The 24022-nt window shown below is 65.7% G+C and carries 29 protein-coding genes; all 29 read right to left on the minus strand.

What is annotated here, in order from left to right:
- Positions 1 to 94: 94 nt before the first annotated feature.
- Positions 95 to 589: a DNA repair protein RadC gene (gene radC, locus E5221_RS07785; RefSeq protein ID WP_024007868.1), complete on the minus strand. Its 495-nt coding sequence runs from the start codon at positions 587 to 589 to the stop codon at positions 95 to 97.
- A gap of 178 nt (positions 590 to 767) precedes the next feature.
- Positions 768 to 1532 carry a DsbA family protein gene (locus E5221_RS07790; protein ID WP_029885963.1) on the minus strand — a complete coding sequence of 255 codons (765 nt, stop codon included), beginning with the start codon at positions 1530 to 1532 and terminating at the stop codon, positions 768 to 770.
- Positions 1533 to 1545: 13 nt separating this feature from the next.
- Positions 1546 to 4413: a conjugative transfer ATPase gene (locus E5221_RS07795; RefSeq protein WP_029885962.1), complete on the minus strand. Its 2868-nt coding sequence runs from the start codon at positions 4411 to 4413 to the stop codon at positions 1546 to 1548.
- Entirely contained in the window at positions 4413 to 4853 is a 441-nt protein-coding gene (locus E5221_RS07800) for a TIGR03751 family conjugal transfer lipoprotein (RefSeq protein WP_029885961.1), read from the minus strand. Before E5221_RS07800 ends, E5221_RS07795 begins: the two co-directional genes overlap by 1 nt.
- Complete coding sequence (locus E5221_RS07805) at positions 4834 to 6264, minus strand: TIGR03752 family integrating conjugative element protein (RefSeq protein ID WP_023464783.1); 1431 nt, start codon at positions 6262 to 6264, stop codon at positions 4834 to 4836. Before E5221_RS07805 ends, E5221_RS07800 begins: the two co-directional genes overlap by 20 nt.
- On the minus strand, positions 6254 to 7180 hold the full coding sequence (locus E5221_RS07810) for a TIGR03749 family integrating conjugative element protein (protein WP_033972374.1): 927 nt from the start codon (positions 7178 to 7180) through the stop codon (positions 6254 to 6256). The genes E5221_RS07805 and E5221_RS07810 overlap by 11 nt, the downstream gene beginning before the upstream one ends.
- On the minus strand, positions 7177 to 7866 hold the full coding sequence (locus tag E5221_RS07815; RefSeq protein WP_009459666.1) for a PFL_4703 family integrating conjugative element protein: 690 nt from the start codon (positions 7864 to 7866) through the stop codon (positions 7177 to 7179). The genes E5221_RS07810 and E5221_RS07815 overlap by 4 nt, the downstream gene beginning before the upstream one ends.
- The gene (locus E5221_RS07820) at positions 7863 to 8261 is read right to left on the minus strand and encodes a TIGR03750 family conjugal transfer protein (protein ID WP_009459668.1); all 399 of its coding nucleotides are present in this window, start codon (positions 8259 to 8261) and stop codon (positions 7863 to 7865) included. Before E5221_RS07820 ends, E5221_RS07815 begins: the two co-directional genes overlap by 4 nt.
- A gap of 11 nt (positions 8262 to 8272) precedes the next feature.
- Complete coding sequence (locus E5221_RS07825) at positions 8273 to 8632, minus strand: TIGR03745 family integrating conjugative element membrane protein (protein ID WP_024308620.1); 360 nt, start codon at positions 8630 to 8632, stop codon at positions 8273 to 8275.
- Between the two features lie 16 nt (positions 8633 to 8648).
- Positions 8649 to 8882, minus strand: coding sequence for a TIGR03758 family integrating conjugative element protein (locus tag E5221_RS07830; protein ID WP_009459672.1), 234 nt, complete (start codon positions 8880 to 8882; stop codon positions 8649 to 8651).
- Positions 8879 to 9262 (minus strand): RAQPRD family integrative conjugative element protein, encoded by a 384-nt coding sequence (locus tag E5221_RS07835; protein WP_033972373.1) that lies wholly within the window; start codon positions 9260 to 9262, stop codon positions 8879 to 8881. Before E5221_RS07835 ends, E5221_RS07830 begins: the two co-directional genes overlap by 4 nt.
- 98 nt (positions 9263 to 9360) lie before the next feature.
- Positions 9361 to 10110 carry a TIGR03747 family integrating conjugative element membrane protein gene (locus E5221_RS07840; protein WP_033972371.1) on the minus strand — a complete coding sequence of 250 codons (750 nt, stop codon included), beginning with the start codon at positions 10108 to 10110 and terminating at the stop codon, positions 9361 to 9363.
- Positions 10107 to 12296, minus strand: a complete 2190-nt coding sequence (gene traD / locus E5221_RS07845; protein WP_033972370.1) for a type IV conjugative transfer system coupling protein TraD — start codon at positions 12294 to 12296, stop codon at positions 10107 to 10109. Before traD ends, E5221_RS07840 begins: the two co-directional genes overlap by 4 nt.
- Before the next feature lie 4 nt (positions 12297 to 12300).
- Positions 12301 to 12840, minus strand: coding sequence for an integrating conjugative element protein (locus tag E5221_RS07850; protein WP_029886384.1), 540 nt, complete (start codon positions 12838 to 12840; stop codon positions 12301 to 12303).
- The gene (locus tag E5221_RS07855) at positions 12837 to 13439 is read right to left on the minus strand and encodes a transglycosylase SLT domain-containing protein (protein WP_029886383.1); all 603 of its coding nucleotides are present in this window, start codon (positions 13437 to 13439) and stop codon (positions 12837 to 12839) included. The genes E5221_RS07850 and E5221_RS07855 overlap by 4 nt, the downstream gene beginning before the upstream one ends.
- Positions 13421 to 14146 (minus strand): TIGR03759 family integrating conjugative element protein, encoded by a 726-nt coding sequence (locus tag E5221_RS07860; protein WP_009459680.1) that lies wholly within the window; start codon positions 14144 to 14146, stop codon positions 13421 to 13423. Before E5221_RS07860 ends, E5221_RS07855 begins: the two co-directional genes overlap by 19 nt.
- 14 nt (positions 14147 to 14160) lie before the next feature.
- Positions 14161 to 14802 (minus strand): hypothetical protein, encoded by a 642-nt coding sequence (locus E5221_RS07865; RefSeq protein ID WP_029886382.1) that lies wholly within the window; start codon positions 14800 to 14802, stop codon positions 14161 to 14163.
- Positions 14799 to 15398: a PilL N-terminal domain-containing protein gene (locus tag E5221_RS07870; protein WP_029886381.1), complete on the minus strand. Its 600-nt coding sequence runs from the start codon at positions 15396 to 15398 to the stop codon at positions 14799 to 14801. The genes E5221_RS07865 and E5221_RS07870 overlap by 4 nt, the downstream gene beginning before the upstream one ends.
- Positions 15399 to 15545: 147 nt before the next feature.
- Positions 15546 to 15752: a hypothetical protein gene (locus tag E5221_RS07875; RefSeq protein ID WP_009459683.1), complete on the minus strand. Its 207-nt coding sequence runs from the start codon at positions 15750 to 15752 to the stop codon at positions 15546 to 15548.
- Positions 15753 to 15867: 115 nt separating this feature from the next.
- On the minus strand, positions 15868 to 18147 hold the full coding sequence (locus E5221_RS07880) for a helicase-related protein (protein WP_033972367.1): 2280 nt from the start codon (positions 18145 to 18147) through the stop codon (positions 15868 to 15870).
- A gap of 135 nt (positions 18148 to 18282) precedes the next feature.
- The gene (locus E5221_RS07885; RefSeq protein ID WP_009459685.1) at positions 18283 to 18588 is read right to left on the minus strand and encodes a hypothetical protein; all 306 of its coding nucleotides are present in this window, start codon (positions 18586 to 18588) and stop codon (positions 18283 to 18285) included.
- Positions 18589 to 18677: 89 nt separating this feature from the next.
- Positions 18678 to 18998 (minus strand): hypothetical protein, encoded by a 321-nt coding sequence (locus E5221_RS07890; protein WP_033972366.1) that lies wholly within the window; start codon positions 18996 to 18998, stop codon positions 18678 to 18680.
- Positions 18999 to 19047: 49 nt separating this feature from the next.
- Entirely contained in the window at positions 19048 to 20202 is a 1155-nt protein-coding gene (locus E5221_RS07895) for a DUF6094 domain-containing protein (RefSeq protein ID WP_219795426.1), read from the minus strand.
- 20 nt (positions 20203 to 20222) lie between these two features.
- Positions 20223 to 20870 (minus strand): hypothetical protein, encoded by a 648-nt coding sequence (locus tag E5221_RS07900; RefSeq protein WP_033972364.1) that lies wholly within the window; start codon positions 20868 to 20870, stop codon positions 20223 to 20225.
- 76 nt (positions 20871 to 20946) lie between these two features.
- Entirely contained in the window at positions 20947 to 21207 is a 261-nt protein-coding gene (locus E5221_RS07905; RefSeq protein WP_033972363.1) for a hypothetical protein, read from the minus strand.
- A 16-nt stretch (positions 21208 to 21223) separates the two neighbouring features.
- Positions 21224 to 21631, minus strand: a complete 408-nt coding sequence (locus E5221_RS07910) for a hypothetical protein (RefSeq protein ID WP_033972362.1) — start codon at positions 21629 to 21631, stop codon at positions 21224 to 21226.
- Positions 21632 to 21736: 105 nt separating this feature from the next.
- Positions 21737 to 22078 (minus strand): hypothetical protein, encoded by a 342-nt coding sequence (locus E5221_RS07915; protein WP_033972400.1) that lies wholly within the window; start codon positions 22076 to 22078, stop codon positions 21737 to 21739.
- A gap of 95 nt (positions 22079 to 22173) precedes the next feature.
- Positions 22174 to 22863 carry a DUF3275 family protein gene (locus tag E5221_RS07920; RefSeq protein WP_033972360.1) on the minus strand — a complete coding sequence of 230 codons (690 nt, stop codon included), beginning with the start codon at positions 22861 to 22863 and terminating at the stop codon, positions 22174 to 22176.
- Between the two features lie 57 nt (positions 22864 to 22920).
- A complete protein-coding gene (locus E5221_RS07925) occupies positions 22921 to 23823 on the minus strand; it encodes a DUF3577 domain-containing protein (protein ID WP_033972358.1) in 903 nt (300 codons plus the stop codon).
- Positions 23824 to 24022 lie beyond the last annotated feature (199 nt).

Below are 24022 nucleotides of genomic sequence, written 5' to 3' on the forward strand. Positions count from 1 at the left end.
TGCGCATCGCGGGCTGCCCGCATACCTGCTTGTCCCGCGCCATAAAAAAACGGAGGCCGAAGCCTCCGCGAGGATCAATGAAGCAATGCGACCGTTACAGCAGGCCTGACTCCGCAAAGGAGAACGGGGAACCTTGGCCTACGATGATGTGATCCAGTACCCGTACATCGATGAGCGCCAGCGCGGCCTGCAGTTGCTGGGTCAGCACACGATCCGCGCTCGACGGCTCGGAGATGCCCGAGGGGTGCTGGTGCGCGAAGATCACCGCGGCGGCGTTCAACTCCAGCACACGCTGTACGACGACACGTGGATAAACAGAAGTCGAGTTGATCGTGCCCCTGAACAATGGCTCGTAGGCCAGCACCTGGTGCATGCTATCCAGGAACACAGCGGCAAATATCTCGTTGGGTTCAGCGACCAGTTTCACGCGCAGATAGTCCCGCACGGCGGCCGGCCGGCTGAGGCATGGTCCAGCTTTGAAGATCCGTTTTTCCAGCAGCACGATGGCCTGCTGGATGATCCAGTCTTCGTGTTGGGCAGCTACGGCGGAAAGCGACTCCACACAGGAGTCATTGATGGCGAAAGACATGGCGAACCTCCAGACGGTGAGATCGGAGGGCGCGCGCCCCCGAGGGCAAGCCCTCCTGGGGATGAGAATGAAAAGATGCATCCATCACCGCGATTGGGGTGACCGTTCGCGGCCAGGATGCAAGGCGAACGAGTCGCGGTCAGCGCAGAGGACTGCGCCGTAGCCTTGAAGACCGGGGCTACCTGGGCATGTCGCCGACGACGTCGGCAGGCATTTCGGATGTGGGTGTGCTGGTCGGACCGTCAGCCGCCAGCATGTCCATGGCTGACAGCAAGGCATCGCCCTCGATCGGCCCCTGCAGCAGGATGGCCTGGCCCGTTTGGCGATCGAGCAGGCGCAGCGACGGCGTGGCGGTTACGCCGCTCTTGGTGGCTTCCGCAGCCTGGGCGCGGATAGCCGCACTGGGCCTTTCGCTTGCCATGCACTGCTCGACGGCTGGCGTCGATTCGGGGTAGCGCAAGCCATCGGGCAAGCCCTGGCCGTCGCTGCGCGTGTGGGCATAGACCCATTCGATCGCCTGCCAGAACGCGACATGCCCACCTGCTTCGGCAGCGCATTCCACTAGGCGTGCCTCGGCTGACGCGGCCGGCTCGTGCTCGGCCAGCGGCTGGTGGTGCCATTGCAGCGCCACGTCGGTGTTGTTGCCGATCCACCGCTTGAGCTGCGGGAAATATTCCCGGCAGAACGGGCACTCCAGGTCGGCATAGAGCGTCAGCGTGAAACGGCCTTTGGGGTTGCCCATTAGCCAGGGCGGCCCGGCCACCGGTGCCATGCTGACCGGCGTGGGCGGCTGCGGCGGGGATTCGCCGGGCGACCTCGACACAAGCCAGATCAGCAGCAGCGCGACCAGCACAGCAGCCAATGCCCAAGGCCAGCGGGGTCGCCCGTTGCGGCGGCGGAACGCCTGGACCTGCATCGGAATGGAAGGACGTTTCTGTTCCATGGCGTTCTCCGTCTTACGACAGTTCCAAGGCCGGCGACTCGATGCCGCGCGCCTGGTCGATCTTCTCGGCCACCTTGAAGGCCGCTTCCAGTTCGGTGCAGCCGTAGTGCTGCATGAGCTGGTAGCGCTCGGCCTTCTCTTCGGGTTCGGTCTGCGCCAACGCCAAGTACAGGCTGGGCGGCACGGCGCGGAACAGCACTTCCATGCTCTTGGAAAGGATGACGCCCTCGGTGAACTTGCCCGCTTCTTTGCGCGCCGAGAGCATCAGCGCTTTCTGCGCGGGCGAGAGTTCGCGGAAGCGTGCAATCTTCTCGACCTCATCGGGCGGCATCGACAGGCAGATCCACCACTCAATCATGTTGAGCATGGGCTCCGCGGCACGCGGCAGATCGTCGATATTTTGTGTAGCCAGCCAGAACCAGGCCCCTAGCTTGCGCCACATTTTTGTAATTTTTACAACGTAGGGCGCAAGCAGCGGGTTCTTCGTGATGATGTGGCCTTCGTCGGTCACATTGATGATCGGACGGCCCAGGTACTGGTCGCGCTCGGCGATGTTGTTCACCGTGCTGATCAGGCTGATGTAGGCGATGGAGAGCTGCGCGTTGTAGCCCTCCCGGGCATAGGTCGCGAGATCCACCAGCGTGATGTCGGCCTCGGGCCACGGCGTGCCATCGCGATCGAACATCTCGCCGTCCGTGCCTTGGCAGAACATGTCCATCGCGTCCGCCATCTCCAGCAGCCGCACGCGCCGCATCTCGGGCAGCGTCGGGTCCTGGCCGCGCGTGCGCAGCGCGTTGCGCACGTCGCGCGTGAGCACCGTGCGTTTCTCGGCCACGCAGTGCTCGGCGGCATCGAGGATGCACTGGCGGATCAGCGAGCGATCGGCCCGCGTCATCCGGGCTTCTTCCTTGTCCTCGCCGCCTGTGATCATCAGCCGTGCCGTGATCTCCAGTTCACCCAGCACGTCGCGCTGCTCGTCCTCCTCCATGACCGAGGAATCGGCTGGCAATTCTTCATCCAGTGCATCGGCATCCAGCGTCTGCACGTTGCCGGGCGTTTCGATCAGCCGGCGAGCGTCGGCGAACGGCGCTAGGCTGATGCCCGAGCCAGGAGCCAGCTTGACCCGGTTCACGGTCAGACCCAGGCGCTTTGCGAAGTCGCTGAACAAGCCGAAGCTGTTGCCGGCCTCCACGATGAACAGCCGCGGCCGGTAGATGGCCGTGACCTGGTTCAAGAGGTTGTTGAGCGTTGCGCTCTTGCCCGAGCCGGTGGGGCCGAACAGGAACAGATGGGCGTTCATCTGCCTGTCCAAGCGGTTCAGTGGATCAAACGTGATCGGCCCGCCGCCGCGGTTGAAGAACGTGTTGCCCGGATGACCCGTACCCTGGCTGCGACCCCACGCCGGCGAGAGATTCGCCACATGCTGGGCGAACATCAGTTGGGTGAACCAGTTCCGTCGATCTTGCGCAGGGTTGTAGCAGCACGGTAGCCAGCGCAGGTAGCTGTTGAGCGGCGCGACTTCATCGTCCTCGCGCACAGGCTGCAACCCCGCGTTGAGCATCACGTTGGCGAGGTCCAGACCGCGCCTGTCAAGTTCGGCTTCATCGCGTCCGCGCAGATAGAAGGCCAGCGTGCCGCGGTAGAGCTTGTGCGCGCTGCCGATGAGCGAGCGTGCCTCCTGCACATCCTTGAGCGTTTGTTCCGATGCCAGTGTTTCGCCGACAGCCTTCTTCGCCAGGTGATTCAGGTGCGATTCGAGGATGTCCTGGGGCGTCGCCACCATGGTCAGACACATCGTAGTGTCTTCGGGCATCTGATCGAAAAGCGTGTTGATAGCGTCCCCCTTGCGGGTTTCGCCGGTCAGGTGCCCCGTACCGGGCGGCATGCGTAGCCGGTCGGTGACCAGTACGCGATGCGGCATACCGTCGAAGTACCAGGTGCCGTGCTCGGCATCGGAGCGAGGCTGACCGAAGAATAGCCGTTGACTGAAGTCCCGACCACTCGCCAGCTCGATTTCACCTTCCTCCACCTCGTCGGGATAGCGGGCCAGCGCATAGAAGCGCTCTCGCTCCTCTGCGCCGGGCCCGAGCATCGTGGGGCGTGGGTTGAACCAACGCAGCAGCCAGTCGTGAACATCGGCCGCGACCATGCGCCGGGCCTGGATGCCGGCGTTCGCCAAGCCGCCGCAGAGGCGATCGCAGACGATGTTCAGCATTTGCTCGGGTGTCTGGCCGCGGCGGTTCGCCTGCCCGGCGGCCCGGCGATAGACCACCATGCGCACGCGCCGCGTCTGGCCGCGCCAGCGCAACCGCGTGACCACCGTATCCTCGAACAGTCCGCCGGGCTTGGCCACCGCGCGCAGGTGGTGGCCAAAGAAGCGGAGGTAGAACTCGGTGAAGGCCGTGCTGCGGGCGCGCGGCTGCACGTAGTCGCGTAGCGTCTGCATGTACTGGTCGAAGCTGGGCTCGTCCTGTGCATAGAGCTGGAGCACCCACGGGTTCTCATCCAGCTCATCGAACGAGTCCTGGAGCGCGTTTTCGAGCGCATCGCGGGCATGAGCGAGCCAGCCCGGCTCCCGACCTTCGGTGCCTAGCGGGACCAGTTCGTAGAAGGCCGCGACCGATTGCCCGTCCTCCAGCAGCATGGACTTCGACGGCGGCAGGAACTCCACCCACGGCAGCAGCTCCGCGAATGACTGCGCAACGTCGTACATCGCCTGCTCGTCCGCCACGGTCGCCGGCCTGCGGCCCTGGACCGTCGCTCCGGGTTCGGCAATGCCGGCCTGGCGCAACGCCTCGACGTGGCGCTGCCAGCCGTCCGGCTGCTCGTCATTGCCACCATCGGATGCAGCCAGCTTCGGCCAGGGGAGTTTCCAGCGCATCAGTAGTCCTCCACGCGCTCGCCCGGCATGGCGTACTGCACTCGCTGGTACAGGGGAAAGACCGTCGTGTAGCCCGGAACCGGCACGGGATCGGTGCCCGCCAGGTGCGGGTACACATACATGACAAGATCGGGGTTCGGCAGGCGGTGGAACTGGCGATAGACCTCGTTGCGCGCCGTGCGCGTGTAGCGCATCTGCTCGGTGGGCGCGGCCTCCACGTCGGCCTCGGTCAGCGGCCGGCGCAGGCTCTGGCGTGCATCGAGCAATTGCCTGCGCGCCACCTGGCCGGCGCCACCACCCCCGTCACCGGCGTTCTGCTGCCAGATGTCCATCATCGTGCTGTCGCCGTGGGGGAGCAGCTTTTCCTTGCTGGTGGCACAGCCGCCGAGCACCGCGACGGCGAGGGCCAGCGCCAGGGCCTTATTCAAGTTCGAGAGCATGGCTTTCTCCTGCGCGGTGATCGACCTTGCGGCCTTCGGGATCGAAGTCGATGGCGAGCGGCTTTTCGAGGTGGACGGCGACCTTCGCGCCGGGCTGGACATAGACAGCGGCGAACGCCTGGCCGTACAGCTTGTTCACCCAGTCGGCCATGTCGCGCACGCCACCGGCCAGGATGCGGCCCACGGCTTCATTGCCCGAGATACCGACGCTGCCGATGGAGCCGTCGGCGCCGACGTAGGACATCTGGCCGCTGTCGCTGTCGATCAGCGAGGCGACGCCGGCACCGGCGGCGGTAATCAGGGCTTGCGAGCCAAGGTACTGCTGGGCGTTGCTGCGCCGCTCCCCGCTGACGCAGGGAATGCCGTATGGGTCGCTGATCCAGCCCAGGCCTCCACTTTGAGAGTTCTGCTGCTGGTTGTTTTGCTGGTTGCCGTCGCGGTCTTCGGGGATGGTGCGGATCGTGCCGTCGTGGAAGACGAAGGTGATGCTGCGTACCTGGCCGCGCACGCACGAGAGCGTCCAGTCGCCCGATGCGGTGCCGCTGAACACGGCACCGGCCACGTCGGGAATGTCGATGCCATTGGCGGTCAGGTTGTCCTGTCCGACCAACACCTTGAAGGGGTACGGATCGTTGACGGTTCCGTCGATCGGCACGCGGCCGATCAGCGCCGTCATCGCCACCGACCCCATCAGTGTCGAATTGGTCGGTACGGTATAGACCGCCTTGGCGCTCTTCACGCCTGCGGCGCGTGCGCCCGCGTTCGCCACGGTTTCGGCCGTGGTTTCCAACGTGCTCTGCGCGGGGCCGAAGCTCGTCGGGAAGCTCATGCCGCTACCCGTGCCACGACTGCTGTTGCGCCCCTCGGCTTTCCTCGCATCGTCGGGTTCGACCCAGCGCACGCCGCCTTCCATGCCGGCCTCGTCGCCGTCACGCAGCCCCAGACCCACCGGCAGGTCGGCATGGCCGCCGCCACGTCCGCCGATACTGTCCAGGCGCCGTTGCAGGTCGGCCAGCAGTCCTTCGGTCTGCTGGCGCGCGCTGGCTGCCTGCTCTTGGTCGCGACGCAGGTTGGTGCGCTCGGAGTCGAGGGCCGAATTGATGCGCTGGTCAATGGAGTTCTCGCGCTGGCGCAGTCGCTGGTTTTCTTCGCGCTGGGATTTGTTGTCCGAGAGCGCGGTCTGAAGCTCGGTGCGCAACTGCTTCACTTGGGCAACGAGCGTCGCCACGGTGTCGCGCGGGGTATCGCCCTCGATGCCCAGCGCCTTCATTTCCGCTGGCGTGAGCTTGGCGCCGGCATCCGCGGTCGGTGGTGCCGAAGTGCTGCCTCCCGAGAACAGCCGGATGGCGACGAACAGCACCAGCACGGCAACCGGGATCATCAGCCACTTCAGGAGTCCATTACTGCGCATGGCGGACCTCCTTGCGGTCGGTGCCATCCTGGGAACCGGCTTCCGGTTGCGGGAGATGCACGGCCGGGTCGAAGCGGTTGACCGCTGGTAGCAGCGATTGCGCAAGGCCACGCCCGCGCGTCACCAGGTACAGGACGGTCGTGTCCTCGGGCGTCCCGCGCGGGCCAAGCGCCTCGTGTTGGAAGGTGGCGGTGAGGAAATCGCCTTGCAGCACGCGCGGGTCCAGGGTGATCCAGCCGCTGCTGCTGTTGGTCAGGCGCACGGCGGTCACCCACTGGTCTTCCAGACGCCATGACGCGAGCGCGACCGCGCGCACGGGCAGCGTCGGCATCAGCGTGCCGAGGTCGAGGCCACTGCGCAGGTTCACCCGCATGACGCTCGGCAGCGGCTCCACGGTGCGTAGCGGCGCGTAGAGGTTCTGTGCGGCGAAGCGCGTCAGGACAACCGACACCGGGGTCTCGCGTCGCGCCGCTCGCGCGCCGGCCTGGTCCTGGGCGCGCGCCGGAGCTTCGTTGTCATCGCCGGGCTGATCGCCATAGCGCGCCGGGGTGCTGTTGCCCTCGACGATGCGCACTGGTTCCAGCTCGGCTTCGCCGTCCTTGGCTGGCTCCGCCGCAATGTCCAGCAGGATCAGCGCGCCCGTGTCGGCGTCCTGCAATTGCAGCCGCGTGGGCTCGATCGGCTCGCTAGCACGCAGGTACACCGCGCCGCCCGCGCTCTGCACCCGTAGGCGCTCGCCGACGCCCGCAGGTACGCCCACGCGGACGTTGCGGTCGATGAACACGATGCGCTCGTGGCCGACCTTCAGCGGCACCGCCAACGGCATACGTTCCCAGCGCAGGATCTCCACCGCCTGGACAGCAGGAGCCGCGGCCACGGCCAACAGCCCCAGCAGCGTGAGTACAGGATGCTTCATGGGGTTTCTCCTTGGGGCGCTTGCGGAGACAGGCCACCAGACGCCGGGCGCGTCGGCTCCGGCGTGCTGATGCGCTGGGGCGCGCCCTCATAGCAGTCGAGCGCCAGGCCGAACGGGTTGCGGGCAGGATCGACGTCCACCCGCGTGACCTTCACGGGATAGCGCACCAGAGCGCGCTTGACTTGCTCGGCGCCGTAGTACTCGTCGGCGGTGATGTCCAGCGTCACTACCCAGTCGCGGTCGGAAACCACGCGTACGCGGGCCGTGGGGTCGTCGCCGTAGCCCCGGCCGGGGATTTCGTAGATGCCGCGCACGCGCTGGCGCAACTCGCCCGTGCTGCGGCGGTAGTCGTAGTCCGCGCGCAGGAAGGCCTGGCAGGATGGGGTGAGGTACGGCGAGAGCGTGTGGAGGTTGCGCGCGTAGTCCTCTTCGCCATTCGTCGGCCAGCGGTTGAGCGTCTGGAACACGTAGAACGTGAACGCATAGACCGATTCGGGCGGCACTTCCCACCACTTCCTGGTACTGCCGGAGCGCAGGTCAGGCGGAACGTGGATGGTCAGATCGCGGGGAGCGCTCCACCAGCCGCCACCCATGACCAGGGCGACGATGATCAGGGCGCCAGCACCCAGGCGAAGCGTCTTGATGTGCGCCTGCAGGTGGGTGATCTCGTTCTTGAAGCGGCTCATCGTGCGCTCCTTCGGGTGGTCCAGAAGCCGGAGCGCGAGATCAGCACATGGCCGCCTACCCAGCCCGCCATCAGCGGATGGCGTGTGGCAATGCGCCATTGCAGTTGCCGATACAGCCAGGTGTCGGGACGCCCGCGCTTGAGGCGGCGAAGAATGCCGCCGCCGATGAACACGCCGAAGGCCACGCCCAGGACGACGAACGTGGGTGCTAGCGCGATCGTGCGGAACACCCACGACAGCGGTGCGCCGACCAGCAGACCGGCGGCGCCGGACAGGCCGCAGCAGATCCACAGCTCGTCGGCGGTGAGACCGCGCACCACAACGGGATGTCGATTGAGCCGGTGCGGAAGGAACGTGACCGTCCCGTCCGCACGGACGTGCTGCTGCTCGGACATACCGGCCTCGCTTACAGGATGCCGGTGGCTTCGGTGAGCAGCCAGATGCCGATCACGAGCAGGACGGCGCCGATGGCGACCGTGAGGCCGAACTGGCCCCACGTCTTGCGGCCTGTGTGGATTTCCGCGTAGGTCCCGTAGGCGTGGTAGCACACGCCGATGAACATGGACGCCACCACCAGCAGAGCCACGAGCATGATGATGTCGTAGCCGTAGTTGCGGATCGTTTCCATGATGCCGTTGCCTGTGCCGCGGGTCGGGTTCTCCAACTGCGGCAGACCCTGCGCGAACGACAGCGCGGGCAGCGCTGCGGTGCCCAGGGCCACGGTGGCGCGCTGGGCAAGACGGGAAGTGAGGATGCGGTTTTGCATGGTCATGCCTTTCAGGTCAGGAGAGGAGGAAGAAAGTCAGGACGAGGTACATCGCGACGAATCGGATGCAGACGCCGAGGAACTGGCGCTGGTTGAGGCGGCTTTCGGACCACCCCACGTAGGCCGTTCGCATGGCCCAGACGCCCCAGACGAGCAGGACCGCGAACACGACGCCGACCAGGACGGTCGCCATCGCTGAAGGCGCGATGCCGCTGTTGGCTTGAAATGCCGAGACCTGGGCGCCGTTCATGGCTTGCCCTCCGTGGTCGTCGGCGGTGATGGCGGGACGATCCGCTCCGTGCGGTAGTCGCCGATCAGTTCGGAGGCGTCGCGCGGCTGGGCGCGCGACGGTGTGAGATGGGCCTGGATGCCGGCGCGCACGCGCGCCAGGTCAGCCAGCAGCCTCGGGTAATCGAAGTGGTAGCGCTCGCCCGGCTGGATGGGGGCATGCGTAGCGCTGTCGGCGACGGTGCGCTCCAGCGCGTCGAGCTGGCGCAGCGCTGCGACCAACTCCTGACGCTGCGCCGGGGACTCGGCCAACGCCATCGAGGACTGACCCAGTACAAGGGCCGTCACGAGAAAAGTGGGCACGCCGCGATGCGCGGCGCGCAGCCAGATCGGAGCCAACATCGCGCCATTCCTGTGTGATCAGCAATGGCTCGATCGTGGAGATCGGGGCTGTTTCAGGCCGCAAACAATAGGAACCTGCAGATGACCGGATTGATCTGCTAGAGGTACTTCTTGAAGCTGCCCGCAGTCAGGCTCACGGCCAGTCCCAGCAAGGCGGCGCTCGGCAACAGGATCAGCAATGGATGCACCGAGATCGGCAGCGCCAGGTACGTGATCCACGGCAGCACGGCCAGCGGCATGAGGCTGGCTTTCGCACGGTGGTAGATGAACCCGGATTCGCGGCCCGCGCCGAACCTGCGCACGTCGCGTCGCACCAGACCGTCAATCAGACCGACGAAAGCGGCCGTGAAGATCAGTGGCAACGTGAGCACCAGGACCAGCAGGCGCACCAGGAAGGTCAGCGTCGTGAAGGCTGCGGCGATGAGGTAGCTCTCGGCCCAGACATAGACTTGGCTGATGTAGTAGCGGAAGTTGCGCGTCTGCTCGTGGCTGGGCGCGCGGACGCGCTCGGCGGTCTGGCTCATGCGCGCCAGCAGCCCCGAGCGAACGAACACCCATTCGTAGCCTGTATCCACCAACTCGTGCGCCGTGCGCCCTGGCTCCTGCACGACCACGCTGCGCGTGAAGTGGCTGGACAGGTGCCCAAGCTCGTACTGCAACATCTGCTGGGAATGGCGCCAGCCCTGATCCTTCCAGAACAGGTGCATGCCGACGCACTCCACCACGATCGAGAACAGCAGCGAGCCAATCAATACCCCGAGCAGGCGAAATGGCAAGGTGATGGTGCCGACGATCAGACCCTGGCGCTGGTTCTGCTCCCGCTGCGCGGTCGAGGCGGCGTCCTTCATGGCGCGGCCTCGTCGGTACTGTGGTCGGTGTCGGTGGCCACCGCAGCAGGCTCGGCTGGAGCAGCATCGTCCAGCAGGTCATCGGGCAAGGCCGCATCCTGCAAGGCAGGGGAGCTAGTGAAATCCCACCACTGCGTGGCCTCGCTGTAGCTCTGGCGCATGTATCCGGCCAGTTGCTGCAGATCCGCCGGCATCACTTCATCCGGGTCTGGTGTCGGCAGCGGCATGCGAACCTTCCAAAGCTGGCCGCCTTGCAGCAGCGCGAAGCACTGGCCTTTTGGCAGGCCGACTACGTGCGATGGCTCGATCATCGGCACGCTGGACATGCTGATGCGGTCCTGGGTGTTCGACGTGAAATCCGTCGCGCCACGGATGTCCGAGCTGTCGGTCGCCCCTGAGACGATGGTGGTGGTATAGACCTCGACCTTCGGCAACTGCCGCGTCAGCAGTTCGGCGGTGGCCGTCTCGCGCACGCGCAGCATGAACAGGTTGTTGAAGTTGCCGATCACCTGGCCAGCTTTCGCGCGGTTGCCGATACGGGCCTCGATGTCCGAGAGGGTCTGCGTGTACGCGGTGACTTGCAGCCCGGCGCCGCCGCCTTTGTTGATAAGCGGCACGAATTCGTCACCCATGAGTTCATTGAATTCATCCGCATGGACGTTGATCGGCACGCGCGCGCCAGCCGAAGCGTCAGGCAGGCCATCGTCGATCCCGTGCTTGTAGATATGACCCGCGACCGAAACCAGGTCGGAGAACATGGAGTTGCCGACCGCTGCGGCAACCTCGGCGTCGGACAGCGCGTCCAGTCCCACATAGACGATGGCGCGCTTCCTGATGACTTGCATCCAATCGAAGATCGGGCGCGGGTCGGTCAGGTCGGAGTAGTTCGGGGCCAGGAGTTGGGCGATCTTGCCGCTGGTGAGCTTTTCCAGCAGCGGCAGCAACGATGCGACGATCTTGTCGAAGTAGGTCTTGTCGTACCGAACTGCCGAGCGCAGGCCGTCGAGCACCGGGTCGTAGTTGCGCGCCTGGGAGAGGTACTGCTCCAGCGCGACCACGCGCTTCTCGCGCCCGATCATGTTGCGCGGGATGTTCTTCTCGTTGAGCTTGGCCTCGATCTGGACGATCACCTCCCAGGCCTTGGGCTCGGTCTTGGCGAAGTAGTGCTGGGCGTACTCGATAAACAGTGCGTCGATGTTGATGACGTGCCGCTGGATCAGCATGTAGTCCGGGCGCTGCCCCAGTTCCACCAAAGCGCGGGCAATGATGTTGACGAAGCGCCACGCGAACTCCCGGAAGGCCGCGCTGTTGCCTTCACCGGAGAGTTGCCCTGCGATACGGGTGGCGACTTCCGAGATGCGACCGAAGCGTCCTACCGCGTTGTAGCGGGCGCTGATTTCCGGCCAACCGAGATGGAAGATGTAGAACTCGCCTTCACGGCCTGTGCGCTGGGCTTCGACGTACATCCGCTTCAGGAGATCCGCGTCGCCCTTGGGATCGATAACGATCACGACCTCGTGCTCGCCGGCAGCGTTCTTGCGACGGATGTCCTGAGTCACAAACAGCTCGGCCAGCCGCGTCTTGCCCACGCGCGTCGTGCCCAGCACCAGCGAATGTCCGACGCGCTCACCCAGCGGCAGGCTGACGTCCACCTCGTCGGGTTCGATGCCATGCAGCCGCGGCAGGCCACCTACAGGTGGCAGCGGGCGCACAGGGTTGAAAGGAACGTCCCAGCCCGTGAGAGCGGAGAGCCGGGACAGCGGGAACGGCGCGAATTCCAGCCGTTCCTCCAGCCGACGCGCCAGGCGATAGGCCGGTGTCGGCTCCGCGTAGCGGCGAAACTCCGGCCGGTATGTCTGCATGAGCCTATGGGTGTGCTTCTGCTCCCACAGGAATCCGCGCCCGATGAAAAGCCGCTGCTGGCTGACGGGCACATCCTTGCTTGTCATCACGTAGCGCGGCAGGCGGCGGATGTTGCGCCTGTAACGCAGGATGACGCGAGCGTCGCGGTAGCGGATCGCGCCGTAGGCGCCGAACGCCAGGGCGCTGCCGACGCCCATGGCAGGGCTCAGCGCGAGCGACCACGGGGCCACCAGGGACAGAAACGCGGCGCCTGCACACGCTGCGACGGTGTATAGCTCCACCGCTGGGCGTAGCAGAACCTCGATCGGCTGTTTCCCCGACATGGCTTCATTGCTCGATGCCGGTGGCCGTGATCAGCGCCGGGTAGTGCCGCAGGCCCAGGCGATCGGCCAGGTCGTCTCCGGCTACGGGCGCGAGCGGCACGCCCGGCACCAGGGCACGCAGCCGTGCCAGGCCCTGCGCGGTCTCGACATTGACCACCAAGCCGACCGCGCCGCGTTCGCGCAAAGCAATGCCGCGGCGCTGCAACCAGGCCCGGGAGGCGTCGTCGTCGCCGATGACCACGAACGGCCGCAGGCCGGGCGCTTCGATCACGCGCCGCGCGACGGTGCCAGGCGTGAGTTTGGCGCTGCGCACCGGCAGCATCGCTGCCTCGTCCGCGGGTGTGGCGGGAACCTGTGGCGTCGGAATGGGCGGCCGGGCCGGGACATCGGCGCGCGGCTGGAGGTTGAGGGCCTCGTAGTACGGCAGCGCCGACGTGCCACCGCGATCTTCGACCACGATCAGCGGATCGCCGGCACGCGATGCCAGCGGCAGACCCGCCAGCAGCACAAGCAGGCCCCGCAGGGCCAGATGGGATTTCGTCATGGGGAAGTCTCCTGGCGCGTGGCGAGCACCGCGGCGTTTGGGCGTGCGCCCTGCACACGCGCGAGATGGCGCGACACGCTGCGCCGGTAGCGGGCGGCGGGCTCGCCGCCCGCAGGACGGTGGTAGCGGCCGATCGCCAACAGCCAGTCTTCGCCGGACGTGTGCTGCTCCTTCAGGATCTCAGCGGCGATGGCGAGGTTGCGATAAGGGTCCAGCAGGTCGCACGCGCTGGTGAAGCGGTGCTTGTGGTAACCGAGGTTGATCTGGCCCAGGCCTGCATCGATGCGCGTGTGGGGCGTGGCGCGCATTGCCTGTTGCAAGCCCGAGCAGGCGTCGGCGCGCGTGGCGAAGCGGCGCGACTGGCCGGCGACATTGAGGGACCACGGCCACGGGACGATGCGCCCGTTGCGCCGAACACCGCTCTCCTGCAAGGCCACGGCGTAGAGTACGGTCGAGGGGATGCCCGCCCGCTGTGCGGCGAGCTGGTAGGCCGGTGGTGGAACCTCCTGGGCATGGACGGCGCAGGCGCACAGGCCGGTAGCAAGCAGCAGTGCGCGCAAGAGCTGCGAGACGGAGGTCGCTACGGTTGACGCTGCCATTGGCCGTTCACCTCGCGCACAGCCGCGGGCAAGTCACCGGGCAGGCCCAGCGACAGCCAGCGGCCGCCGTCGTGGTTGAGGGTAATGCTGCCGCTGCGCACGCGCGCCGGGTCGATCTGCGCGCGCTTGGCCCAGTCGCGGATGCGTGCATCGTCCTGGCGGCTGCCCACCATATACAGGTCGAACTCGGCACCCGAGGATTGCAGGCGCTGCACGAGCTGCCCACAGGCCGCGCAGCCGTCCTTGACGAACACCGCCATTCGGCCGCTGCCGCGCGCGGTGCCGGCGCCCGGCCCGTCGTCGGGCAGGTTCACGCGCTGCATGCCGGGGTTCAGGCGCTGCCAGGCTTCGTCGTAGGCGCGTTGGTAGGCGAGCAACTTCTCGACGCGGCGTGCCTCGATTTGCACCTGCAGCTCTGCATAGCGCCGCCGTTCTTCGTCGGTGCGTGCCTCGATGCCTAGGGCAGACAGCGGGTCCAGGTTGGGCGAGTAGATGCCCAGCGGCCCATCCATCAGCTCGCGGTAACGCACCCATTCCTGGGGTTGGAGGCCCCAGTTGCTTGCTACTCGGTCGTCCAGGACGCGGGCGGCCAGCGGGCGCTCCTGGCTCTGCGCATTGCGGGCGGGAGCCGTGGCTGACTGCTGCGCCCACGCGGGCCACTGGACTGAAGCCAGTAGGAGTGCGGAAAGGATGATCGACGGCTTCATGTGGTGTGCTCCGATCAGGGAATCGCCACGCGACGGGTCTGGTCGCCGGCTTGGAACACCGCGGCGCTGCCATCGATTGCCTGCAAGCGCCATGGGCCGACCGCATCACCGGGCAGCAGCACCTGAAGCTGGTCGGGCGTGAAGTCCCCACTGCTCGGCGCGACGGACACGCTGCGCTGGCCTGCGCGCAGTTCGGCGCCGACGATGCGGAACGGCAATGGCGGCGGTTCAGACTTGGCTGCGGGCTTGCTCGATGTGCGCGGCTGGACGGGGGCTGCTGCACGCGCGGCGGTCTGGCGCGTCTTGATCTGCTCGATCTCCGCGCGCAGCGCCTGAAGGTCGTCGGCGGCTGCGTAGCCGCTTAGTGTTTTCTCAACCTGGGAAGCGCGTGCTTCCAGGATTTGGCGGGTGTCTTTGAGGTCCGCCGCCGTTGCGACGGCCGGACGCTGCTGGATGGTCTCGATGGCCTCGGCCAGGGCCACCGCCTGCGCTTCGAGGCGTTGCAGACGGGAATCGAGCCGTTCCTGGTCGGCCTGGTCGCTCATCGCCTGGTAGCCGAGGGCCACGATGACGCTTAGACCGAGCAGCCAGAGCCAGAGCAGGCTTTGCACCACCACGGCGGCGGTCGGGCGACGCGAAGATTGCGGAGCGTTCATGGCTGGCCTCCTGGAGTGGAAGGCATCAGCGGGAAGGTCTGCACCGCATCGGCGGCGGTCGGTTCGGGCATGGGTTCGGCGGCCACGCTGTCGCCGGGCCGCTCGAAGCAAATCTGTCGTGCGCGGTCATCCGCGTGCAGTTCCCAGGCCGGACCAGCCAGGGTGAGCAGCGCATCGCGCAAGGTCATGGGACCGAGATGCAGGTGCGCCGCCGGGAGTGGCAGCTTATACAGCTCGATCACGGCATGCGCCGTTTGGCACAGGCTGTAGCCGCTGCGCTTGAGCACATGCCGCAGCCCATCGCCGACCGTGGCGCGGGCATCCTCGGGCATCGACACGTCGATGGTCTGCAACAGCAGGTCGCGCTGCGCCGCTGTAGGGGCCAGTTCGACCAGCGTGTAGCGGGCGTAGCGCACGACCGGGATGTACTCGGGCGCTTCGGGTTCGGGCGCGGCCGAGACTTCCTCGATGGTGTCGGGCGCGACCGGCGCAGTCGTCGTCGCGCAGCCACCGGCCAGCACCGACCAAAGCAGGCCGAGAAATCCCGCCAGCAGGCGGCGTTCGGGATGGTGAAACCAGGGTGGAGAGGGGCACATAGCTCGGCGTCCTGAAACATCGAGCCCTCACCATCGCCGCTCGGGCTACGAGCGGCAGCAAACAATGCGAACCAGACAGCGCCCGATTTGCCGGCAGCGCCTTCACCAAAGAAAGGCCCCAAGTTGGGGCCTGTGAAAATGGGTCTCTTATTTCTCGTCGTCGATGCCCATGCGCTCACGCATTTCGGCGAGGAACGCCTCGGGGGCCATCAGACCATAGCGTGCCAGGCGCACAGGGATGTCCTCCGCATCGAGGTTCCCATCTTCGATGCGCTGTCGCAGGAAATCCGCAATCTCGGCTTCCAGCTTCCGTTGGGTGTCGATGGCTTCGGACGGTTGGGTGTTGGTATTCATGGAAATCTCCTTGGGATGAAAAAAGCGCAGCCACCTCCACGGAGAACGTGGGCGTGGCTGCAAGGTGGGAACAACAGAAATGCCGGCGGCGCTAGGCCGGCTTGTGGCGTGGGAATCAGGCGGCGACCAGTTGCCGGGCCAGTGCGACCTCGACGGAATCACCATCCTGGTTCAGGACATCCAGCCCCGATTCGGGTACATCGCCCGAGGTGGACTGCGAGACCATGATCTTCTTGGCCATCAGTTCGAGGCATGTCATCTGCGAGGAACCGGCGTAGCCGAGATAGATCACGCGCACGGGGTGCTTCTGCCCGATGCGCCAGGAGCGGCGTGCCGCCTGCTGGAGCGAGTACACGTTGTAGCCCGACTGCATGAACACGATCGTCGGGAACTCCAACAGATCCAGCCCCGTCTTGACCAGCTCGGGGTTGGTGATGAGCACGTCGATGCCACGGTCCAGTTGCTCGGCGATCCAGTCTTCGCGGCGGCTGGCGTCCACGCTCGCGCGCAGCACCGCCACCTTGAAGCCCTCCTGCTCCAGCAGCACCTTCAGGCGCGACGTGGTGTCGCGCGTGCCGGTATAGACCGTGTAGGCCAGAACCTTGCGGCCTTGCGCCTTCTCCTCTTTGCAGATGTCGATCAGCTCGCGCTCTTTCGGTGTCACCTCGAACTCGTTGAACTGAGCCGGGACGAACGCCAAGGTGTTGCGCGTGCGCGGATGCACCACGGTCTCCGACCGGAAGCAGCAATCCGGCCAGGCCAGCAGCACGTTGAGGACCACACCCAGCAAGGTCGTATCGCGTCGCGCCAGAGCCTGTTTCAGCTCCGCGGTCAGCCGACCCGCCAGATCGCGGTAGGCCGCGGCTTGCGCCGTGTCCATCGCGACTTCGCGGAACTCCTCGTCATACGGCGGCAGGACGTTGCCGCCGATGTCCTTGAGCTTGAGGAAGATCGTGAACGGCAGGATGCAGCGCAAGACGCCCTTGGGGCCGAAGCCCGGAGCCTTGACCGTGCGCACCGATACCTTGGTGCCCTTGGCCGTCTTGTGCGCCGTGCCGGTGCTCTCGGAGTAGATGTCCTTCAAGACCCCGTGATCGCGCATGAACGCCATCGCAGCCGAGGTCATGCTGCCGCTCGTGGTCGGGCGGTAGCCGTCTTCGATCATCCGCCCAGGCAGGGCTCGGAACAGCAGATAGAACAGGTCGTCCCCATAGCCGCCCATCAGCGTGCCAGTCAGCAGCAAGGTCTTGCGAGCCTTCGCCGCCAGCACGCCCATGGCCTGGCCTTGGGCACTGCCGCCGTTCTTGTACTCATGGGCCTCGTCGGCGATGAGCAGGTCGAACGTGCCTTGCGGCAGGTACCTCTTGATGAACTCGGACGGTTGGTAGCCGCCCTCGCCGAAGCCGAACTCCATGTTGGCCATCGCGCGTTCCATGCGCGTGGCCTGACGGTCGGAAAAGACCAGTTCGCCGTTGCCGTCCATGAGGTTGATGAACTCATGCACGTTGTCCCCCAACATCGAGGCAAGGAAACCATCACCGAAGCGCTTCATGAGCTTCTGCGCGGTGATTTCCCCGATGGTCGGGATGCGCTTCAAGGCTTTGAGGACGGCCGAGGACTGATCGCTGCCGGACAGGCTGCGCGGGCGGATCAGCGTCCACAAGGGCGCGGCGCAATGGCTGCACTTCCTGCGGTACTCCTCGGCTTCAAGCGCGACCGGGTTGACCGGCTCGCCGTCGAGGTCGGTGATGACCGTGCCGCAGTCCGGGCATGCGGCGACGTCGCCGTGGCGGGTGCGTCGCTGGGTGAAGACAGGCTTCCAGTGGAAGCCCATCCGCATCCTCACGCGGCCCAGGACGAAGAACTCCTGACCCGTGGGCTGCACACCCAACTGCTCACGCAGCTTGATGAGCTTGACGAGCGTATCCGGCCCGTTAAGCACCCACACTTTGGCGCCCGCTACCGTCTCCTGGATCTCGCGCCGCCACTTGTAAACAAGGTGCGGCGGCGAAAGAACCAAGGTGCGGCGGTAGCCTTCGGCGTTGAGCACGGCGGCCGTGGCGATGCCGACGGTCGTCTTGCCGCAGCCCATTTCGCCATTGACGATCGCGGCATGTTCGCCACGGTCAATCAGCAGCTCGGCGGCGGCATGGACGACTTCGGCCTGGGCCTGGAACAGCTTGCGCTTGAGGCTGGCGACGATGAGCTGGCGATGTGCCTGCGGTTGGCCGGTATAGACCGGCGGATTAGCGCTGTTGAGGGCGTCGAGCAGTTCGTCGCCGAACTCGCCGACGAAATCCTGAAGGCTCAGGGTCAGAGGGGAAGATTCCGCATCGAGCAGTTCGCCCTGTACGGGCGCGGCTTCAGCGGCATTGGTTTCGAGATCGAGGGACATGGTGATGCTCCAAAGAAAATGGGGCATGCACCACCCCCAGCGGGGCAGTGGCATGCCCCGTGGTGGGAAGTAAATCGGCGCGTGGCCGAAGGTGGTTGAAGGTGCTGGCCTGGATGGCCAGCGGGTGAACCGTGCTCAGTCCTCGGACGGCAGAACGATGACGGTGGCGCGGCGCTCCGCGTCGGTAACGATGCGAATGGCCAGCCCCGGGTGGATCACGTAGTGCGATGCCAGCGAAGCACCTGATTGAAGTGCGGTGCTGTTGGCCTGCCATTGCTGGACGTTGACGTCGCCCCAGTCACCACGGGTGTGGCGCCTGAAGTACGGGATCGGGTCGAGGCGACCCGAGCGGACCAGGCGGTCAATGCCTTTGCTGAAGATAAGCGCCCCGATGGGGAACGCCAGCCTCTGGCAGTAGGTTTCGATGCGATGTGATGCCATGGGCTCCTCCTTGAAAGGTTATTGAGCCACGACACCCCTGGCGGAGTGAAGTGGCTCCGTCAGGTGGATGGGATGACGAGGTGGTGCCTTCAGATCAGGTCGCGCTCTTCGGGAAGCTGGACCACCGTGGTCTGGTGGTCTTCGCTGGTCTTCACGATCAGCACCAACTCCGGCGTGATGCGGTACTGGGAGATCATCAGGTTGTCCTGATCGAGTGCGACATCGTTGGCCTGGCGGGTGGCCTCGTCGATCTCGCCCCAGTCGCCGCGCACGTGGCGCTGTACATAGGACAAGGGATCGATGAGACCTCGGCGGGCCAGCCAGTGCACCTTTTCGCTCAACTGCAACGAGGCCGGTGCGAACAAGGGTTGCTTGTGCGGCGCGGGCCGCTGGAACAGACGTGAGAGCATGGTGTTTCTCCTTCGATGAAGTGCAGCAGGACGTCAGGCGTCCGGGGGATTAGCGGATGGTCAGCACCTCGCCCCGTGTCGGGGAGCCAGGCGTCATGTCCCACGCGCGGATGACGGGCACGAACTTGTCGGTGAGGATGCGGGTCTCGGCGATGGAGCCGTCGTCGCGTTCGGTGAATTCCCGCTGGAGCGTCTTGTCCTTGTGGGTGTCACCCTTGACGACGAGCACGCGCCCGGTCTGGGAGCGCACGACGCCGGAAATCGCACCCGCGGCCAAAGCCAGGGCGAGATGCCAGTGGGACAAGGCCCGCGCCGGTGGACGCAGCGATTGCTGCGCGGCCCCTAGGTGCGTGTCCAGAGACGGCCAGAGACCTTGCAGCCTGCCAACCTCGTCGGTGAACTGTTCGGGCTCCATCGTCACGCGGAAGAAGTGCTCCGGCTCGGCCGGACTGGCGGGGACGATGTACGGCAGGAACGGCCAGTCGCTCGGCAGTTCCTCGGGTTCGACTTCGCCAAGCCCAACCTGCAGCAGCAGATTGCGCACGGCCTTAATCGAATCCGACGCCAGCTCGCGCTGACGCACCCGACGGCCGAAGATCACCACCTGCTTGAACTGCGTCTCCACCGCTCGGTAGATGCGCAGGTCCGTGTAGTGGCGTGTCAGCCAGCCGACCAGCTCCGCGTCGAGCACGTAGCCGGGGACGATGAAGACCAGCACGCCGCCGTATTGCAGCAACGACAGACTGCGCTGATAGAACAGCTTTTCGAGACGGGCGCGGCCTTGGCCCTGATAGCCGATGTTGCCGTTGATGTCCTTGGACAGGTCGCCATACGGCGGATTCAGCCAGAGCAGCCCGAAGGACTGCTTGGAGACCATCGTGTCCATCAGGTCCGCGTGTAGGCAGTGATCGACCAGGCCGCGGGCATGGCGTGCCCGCTCCGCGTCGAACTCGACCGCGAACGCCTTGGCCTGCTCGCGCCCGAGGGCGTGGGCGGCTTCGGCGATCGCCACGCCTTCGCCGGCGCAGGGATCAAGGATGCACATCGGCCCGTCGCTGGGCATCAGTGCGTTGAGGGCTCTTTCGAGCGTGGGTTCGTCGGTTGGGTAGTAACCGTTCTTGGCGAAATTGCGGGCGAGCCGCGGGAACATGAGGGCCATGGAAGTCTCCTGGTTGGCGGGGGATGAATGGCGGAAGCACGCCAAGGCGTGCCTCCGTGGGTGGGTCAGGCCGCTACCGCTTCCGGCGTCCAGATCTTGGCCGGATACGGATAGGCCGTGAGCACGTCACTGCGGATCAGGGAACCCAGCGCCAGGGTCAGCGCCGGCACGTCGATGGCGAGCCGATGGCCTTCCAACGGCCCGAGGGCGAACGGAAGGCGGGCCAGCATCTCGCGGGTTTGCAGCAGTTCCAGCACGGTCTCGCGCCAGTGGTCGAGCAGCGGCAACGGGCAGGTGTCCCGCACCAGCATCCACAGGCGGTCAAGCCGGTGGGCGCTGCCCTGTGGCAGCAGTGCCAGTGCGCTGGCGTTGGCCTTGTCGGGCTTGACGCAGCGCCGGTCGAACAGCCACACGTTGGAGAGCGATCCGAACAGCGTTCGCCGGTAAGCGCGCGTGATGCGCTTTTCCAGGCGATCGACGTTGCCGATGAACACCGGGACGCTGCCGCCCTGGTCGGTGATGACGTGGAACTGGTCCAGTCCCTGCTCGTCGCGCCCGAGGGTCAGGCGAGCGAGGAACTGCTGGACGGCGGTGTCGCGCGCCCAGATGGACAGGAAGATCAGGTTGCCCTGGTCATCGCCGACGCAGGCGTCGGCCATCACGTCCGGGCATTCGTCGATGCGGTACAGCGTGGAAGAAGTATTGGTGGGCATGGTGGTGTCCTCGGATGAACGGGAACAGCATCGCCCGCTGGGGCAAGTACTGCCCCGGGGGGTGGAAGAAAATCGCTCAGTCCGGCTCGAACTGCCGGGTGTGCGGGTTGAAGTGAAGCGCCTCGTCCACCGCGGTGATCGGCGTGAAGCCGTCCAGGTAGATGTTGTTGAGGTACTGGTCGCGGTAGGTCAGTGCCTGCCGTGCCTGCTCCTCGGTGAGGCCGTTGTCGATGAAGTACCCCAGCATTTCTTCGTCGGAGGAAAGTTCGTCGTTGGACAAACTGCCTTCAACGAGCTTCAACAGCGAGGCGGGGAGCGCAGCCAGGATCGGGTCCATGTCGGTTCCTCCTGACTCAGGCCAACAGCGCCGCGGCGGGTGCCGTGGATGCCGTGGGGGTGCGACGCCGCGCGTGGTAGGCGCGAACGCCTGCACGCCAGTCGGCGGACTGCTCCGGCGCCATGTCGAGGTAGCTCAACGGGCACGAGTAGTAGTACGGGTGCATGGACTCGTCCAGCGGCTTGTAGCCCCACTGGTTGCCGCTGCGTTCCAGAAGATCGCAGCGGATGTAGCGCAGGGACTGGCCCGGTGCGAGATCACGATGCACGCCTTCGGCCTTGGCCGTCACTTCCGCGACGGACCAGAGGACGTTGCCGCGCAGCGTGTGGGCGATGACCTTCACGCTGGCGCGCTCGGTCTCCTGCTGTGCGATCAGTTCCGCGATCAGTTCAGACCGCGATTGAGGTGAGAAATACCAGCCCATGAGAGGCCTCCTGAAGAAGTAAAGCCGGAGGCCTCCCCGTGGGGAAGAACCCCCAGCGGGTGATGGAAATGCCGCGTGTGCGGCGAAGGAACCTATGCTTTGCCCTCAGTCCCAGTCGTCATCGTCGCGATCACAACCGGCCGGGCAGTAGCCGAACTCGATCCCATGCGAGCAGTAGCCATGCTCCGCATTCCAGTCCTGGGTTTCCTGCCGTTCGGCAGGTGTTGCGTAGTCCCATTCCCGGGTCGCGATTTCCAGCGCTTGAGTGCGCTGGTCATGCGGCAACCGACTGGCTTGCGCGTCGATCTCCGAGCTGAAAAGCGTGACCCAGTGATCCCAGGACAGGCCGCAACCACGTTGGGCATGCTCGGCGGCCGTCTTGCAAACGGCGCGCCACGCGGTTTCGTCCAGCGCGGAACGGGGTGTATCGCAAGCGATGGTGGACATGATGGAGACCTCCAGAAGAAAGCCGAGGCCTCCCCCCGCATGGGGAAGGAACCCCGGCGGGTGGATGAAGAACACCGCGGATGCGGCGTCCGCAATCACGCAGGTTGCAGTTCGGCCTGGCGGCTCCACTCCTGCGTCTTGAAGTCCAGCGCGTAGCCCAGTTCGCCCAGGCGGGCGATCTGCGCGCGCAGGGCGCGGCGGTCGATGGTCGAATCCAGCTTCACGGACTCGCCCAGCGGCCACAACAGGCCGAACAGCGCGGCGTCGCCATCCTCGGTGCTGCCGGCGGCAGCAGCCGCAGCAGGCGGCGCGTCCACGCCGAAGGGCGTGGTATCGACCAGCGGGTCCGCGGACGCCTGCACGGGTGCAGGTTTGGCGGACCTGGATGCCTTGGCGGGCTTGGCCGGCGTTGCCACAGGCTGCGTCCCTTGCTCTTCATCGAGCGGATCGACTTCCTGCGGGGCGAAGCTATGTGCTTCGGCCTTGCTCAGCTTGTCGATGCCGAAAAGTGTCATACCGTCCAGGTTGGCGCGCATCTCGAAACGCATGCTGCCGTCGCTGATCGGATAGCCTTTGAGGAAGATGTAGCGAAGAACGAACTCCCCTTGGTACTTGCCCTCGGGGTATTGCTCCAACTCCGCGTCTTTAATCGTGAATTTTCCGAGTTGGCATTCGAGCTTGCCAACATTGAACTTTCCGTTGCGGCCGTGAATGGTGCGCAGCGCGAGCTGGCCCGGGACGATGATGGGCGTGGCCGATTTCTCGGGTGCCGATGTGACTGCCATGATGCTTCTCCTTGAGGAATAGGAAAAAGGCAAGGCCCCGTGAGGGGCCATGCCGGATCAGAACGAAGCAGCCAATGCCGGCTCCTGCTCTTCGACTTCACCTGCGGGCTCGCGCTCGGCGGGCTTGACAGGCTGGTCGGCAGCGGTGTCGGCGGCGTCCTCGGCTTCGGGCGCGGGTGCGTCCTCGGCCTGCGCCTGGTTCGTCGGATAGACCTGCGTGCCGTCGATCTTGATCAGACCGATGTGGATCAGCGTCGATTCCAGGCTCGCTCCCGGCTCCCCGGCGCGCTCACCCTTGGTGCGGATGTACGGATCGATCTTCATGTCGTTCAACTTGAAGGCGATCAGCACCTTGCGGTCCCCTTCGATGGCCTGCACGCACCGGCGAACCAGGTGCTCGGCTTCAGGGGTGGCGACGATGGTGTCGAAGTACCGATAGTCCGGTTCACCGACAGGCCCGGCCAGAGCCGCGACGCAGCACGACAGGAACGGATCGCCATCCTTGGGGGTGACGTCCTTCGGACGGCTAAGGTAGCCGATGCCGCGGGTGATCAGCTCGTGCTGCTTGATGGAAGCCAGTTCGGCCCGGTCAAGCGGCTCGGCCTTGAGCAGTCGCGCCTTGAGAGACGCGGCGGCTTCACCCTTGCGCTCGCCCTTGTCGCGGATGTACGCATCGCCCCACAGGTCGCCGAGGCGGAAGCGCACCAGCGGGCGCTGCTTGGGATCGTCAACGCCGATGTAGCGCTGGACGAGGTTCTTGGCCTCGGCACCCGAGACCTTGACGTCGAAGTAGCGGTAGCTGGGGTCCCTGGCGGGGCCGACCAGCGCGGCAACGGTGCATGCCAGGAAAGGCTGCGCACGGCGGCCGCCCCGGACAGGCACTTCACGGACACGCTGGATATAGCCGATGCCCGAGGTGTGGAGGTCGAAATACGATTTCTCGTTGGACGTGGTGTTCATGGTGAATCTCCATAGGGAAGAAGCGGAGACACACCAGCCCCACGCATGCGGGGAAAGGTGCGTAACCCCGCGGTGGGTCGATAAGGCGAAAGCATCCGCCACCAGAGACTGGTGGCCGCTCGCGGATGGATGCGGTGCGAGCTGGCTCGGTCACGCAGTGGGAACTGCGACGCAACCTCGAAGACCGATGGTTGCCCGG

Origin of the sequence: Pseudomonas sp. A2, assembly GCF_023100865.1 — a bacterium.
In the GTDB taxonomy this organism is placed as follows: domain Bacteria; phylum Pseudomonadota; class Gammaproteobacteria; order Pseudomonadales; family Pseudomonadaceae; genus Aquipseudomonas; species Aquipseudomonas asiatica.

What these genes read in the sequence shown, in the direction of transcription:
- traD (WP_033972370.1), bottom strand. Translation starts at nt 12,296, where the DNA reads ATGTCGGGGAAACAGCCGATCGAGGTTCTGCTACGCCCAGCGGTGGAG.
- E5221_RS07880 (WP_033972367.1), bottom strand. Translation starts at nt 18,147, where the DNA reads ATGTCCCTCGATCTCGAAACCAATGCCGCTGAAGCCGCGCCCGTACAG.
- E5221_RS07825 (WP_024308620.1), bottom strand. Translation starts at nt 8,632, where the DNA reads ATGCAAAACCGCATCCTCACTTCCCGTCTTGCCCAGCGCGCCACCGTG.
- E5221_RS07795 (WP_029885962.1), bottom strand. Translation starts at nt 4,413, where the DNA reads ATGCGCTGGAAACTCCCCTGGCCGAAGCTGGCTGCATCCGATGGTGGC.
- E5221_RS07910 (WP_033972362.1), bottom strand. Translation starts at nt 21,631, where the DNA reads ATGGGCTGGTATTTCTCACCTCAATCGCGGTCTGAACTGATCGCGGAA.
- radC (WP_024007868.1), bottom strand. Translation starts at nt 589, where the DNA reads ATGTCTTTCGCCATCAATGACTCCTGTGTGGAGTCGCTTTCCGCCGTA.
- E5221_RS07800 (WP_029885961.1), bottom strand. Translation starts at nt 4,853, where the DNA reads ATGCTCTCGAACTTGAATAAGGCCCTGGCGCTGGCCCTCGCCGTCGCG.
- E5221_RS07905 (WP_033972363.1), bottom strand. Translation starts at nt 21,207, where the DNA reads ATGGACCCGATCCTGGCTGCGCTCCCCGCCTCGCTGTTGAAGCTCGTT.
- E5221_RS07875 (WP_009459683.1), bottom strand. Translation starts at nt 15,752, where the DNA reads ATGAATACCAACACCCAACCGTCCGAAGCCATCGACACCCAACGGAAG.
- E5221_RS07920 (WP_033972360.1), bottom strand. Translation starts at nt 22,863, where the DNA reads ATGGCAGTCACATCGGCACCCGAGAAATCGGCCACGCCCATCATCGTC.
- E5221_RS07815 (WP_009459666.1), bottom strand. Translation starts at nt 7,866, where the DNA reads ATGAGCCGCTTCAAGAACGAGATCACCCACCTGCAGGCGCACATCAAG.
- E5221_RS07835 (WP_033972373.1), bottom strand. Translation starts at nt 9,262, where the DNA reads ATGTTGGCTCCGATCTGGCTGCGCGCCGCGCATCGCGGCGTGCCCACT.
- E5221_RS07810 (WP_033972374.1), bottom strand. Translation starts at nt 7,180, where the DNA reads ATGAAGCATCCTGTACTCACGCTGCTGGGGCTGTTGGCCGTGGCCGCG.
- E5221_RS07840 (WP_033972371.1), bottom strand. Translation starts at nt 10,110, where the DNA reads ATGAAGGACGCCGCCTCGACCGCGCAGCGGGAGCAGAACCAGCGCCAG.
- E5221_RS07890 (WP_033972366.1), bottom strand. Translation starts at nt 18,998, where the DNA reads ATGCTCTCACGTCTGTTCCAGCGGCCCGCGCCGCACAAGCAACCCTTG.
- E5221_RS07870 (WP_029886381.1), bottom strand. Translation starts at nt 15,398, where the DNA reads ATGTGCCCCTCTCCACCCTGGTTTCACCATCCCGAACGCCGCCTGCTG.
- E5221_RS07805 (WP_023464783.1), bottom strand. Translation starts at nt 6,264, where the DNA reads ATGCGCAGTAATGGACTCCTGAAGTGGCTGATGATCCCGGTTGCCGTG.
- E5221_RS07900 (WP_033972364.1), bottom strand. Translation starts at nt 20,870, where the DNA reads ATGCCCACCAATACTTCTTCCACGCTGTACCGCATCGACGAATGCCCG.
- E5221_RS07865 (WP_029886382.1), bottom strand. Translation starts at nt 14,802, where the DNA reads ATGAACGCTCCGCAATCTTCGCGTCGCCCGACCGCCGCCGTGGTGGTG.
- E5221_RS07790 (WP_029885963.1), bottom strand. Translation starts at nt 1,532, where the DNA reads ATGGAACAGAAACGTCCTTCCATTCCGATGCAGGTCCAGGCGTTCCGC.
- E5221_RS07830 (WP_009459672.1), bottom strand. Translation starts at nt 8,882, where the DNA reads ATGAACGGCGCCCAGGTCTCGGCATTTCAAGCCAACAGCGGCATCGCG.
- E5221_RS07820 (WP_009459668.1), bottom strand. Translation starts at nt 8,261, where the DNA reads ATGTCCGAGCAGCAGCACGTCCGTGCGGACGGGACGGTCACGTTCCTT.
- E5221_RS07850 (WP_029886384.1), bottom strand. Translation starts at nt 12,840, where the DNA reads ATGACGAAATCCCATCTGGCCCTGCGGGGCCTGCTTGTGCTGCTGGCG.
- E5221_RS07925 (WP_033972358.1), bottom strand. Translation starts at nt 23,823, where the DNA reads ATGAACACCACGTCCAACGAGAAATCGTATTTCGACCTCCACACCTCG.
- E5221_RS07915 (WP_033972400.1), bottom strand. Translation starts at nt 22,078, where the DNA reads ATGTCCACCATCGCTTGCGATACACCCCGTTCCGCGCTGGACGAAACC.
- E5221_RS07855 (WP_029886383.1), bottom strand. Translation starts at nt 13,439, where the DNA reads ATGGCAGCGTCAACCGTAGCGACCTCCGTCTCGCAGCTCTTGCGCGCA.
- E5221_RS07885 (WP_009459685.1), bottom strand. Translation starts at nt 18,588, where the DNA reads ATGGCATCACATCGCATCGAAACCTACTGCCAGAGGCTGGCGTTCCCC.
- E5221_RS07860 (WP_009459680.1), bottom strand. Translation starts at nt 14,146, where the DNA reads ATGAAGCCGTCGATCATCCTTTCCGCACTCCTACTGGCTTCAGTCCAG.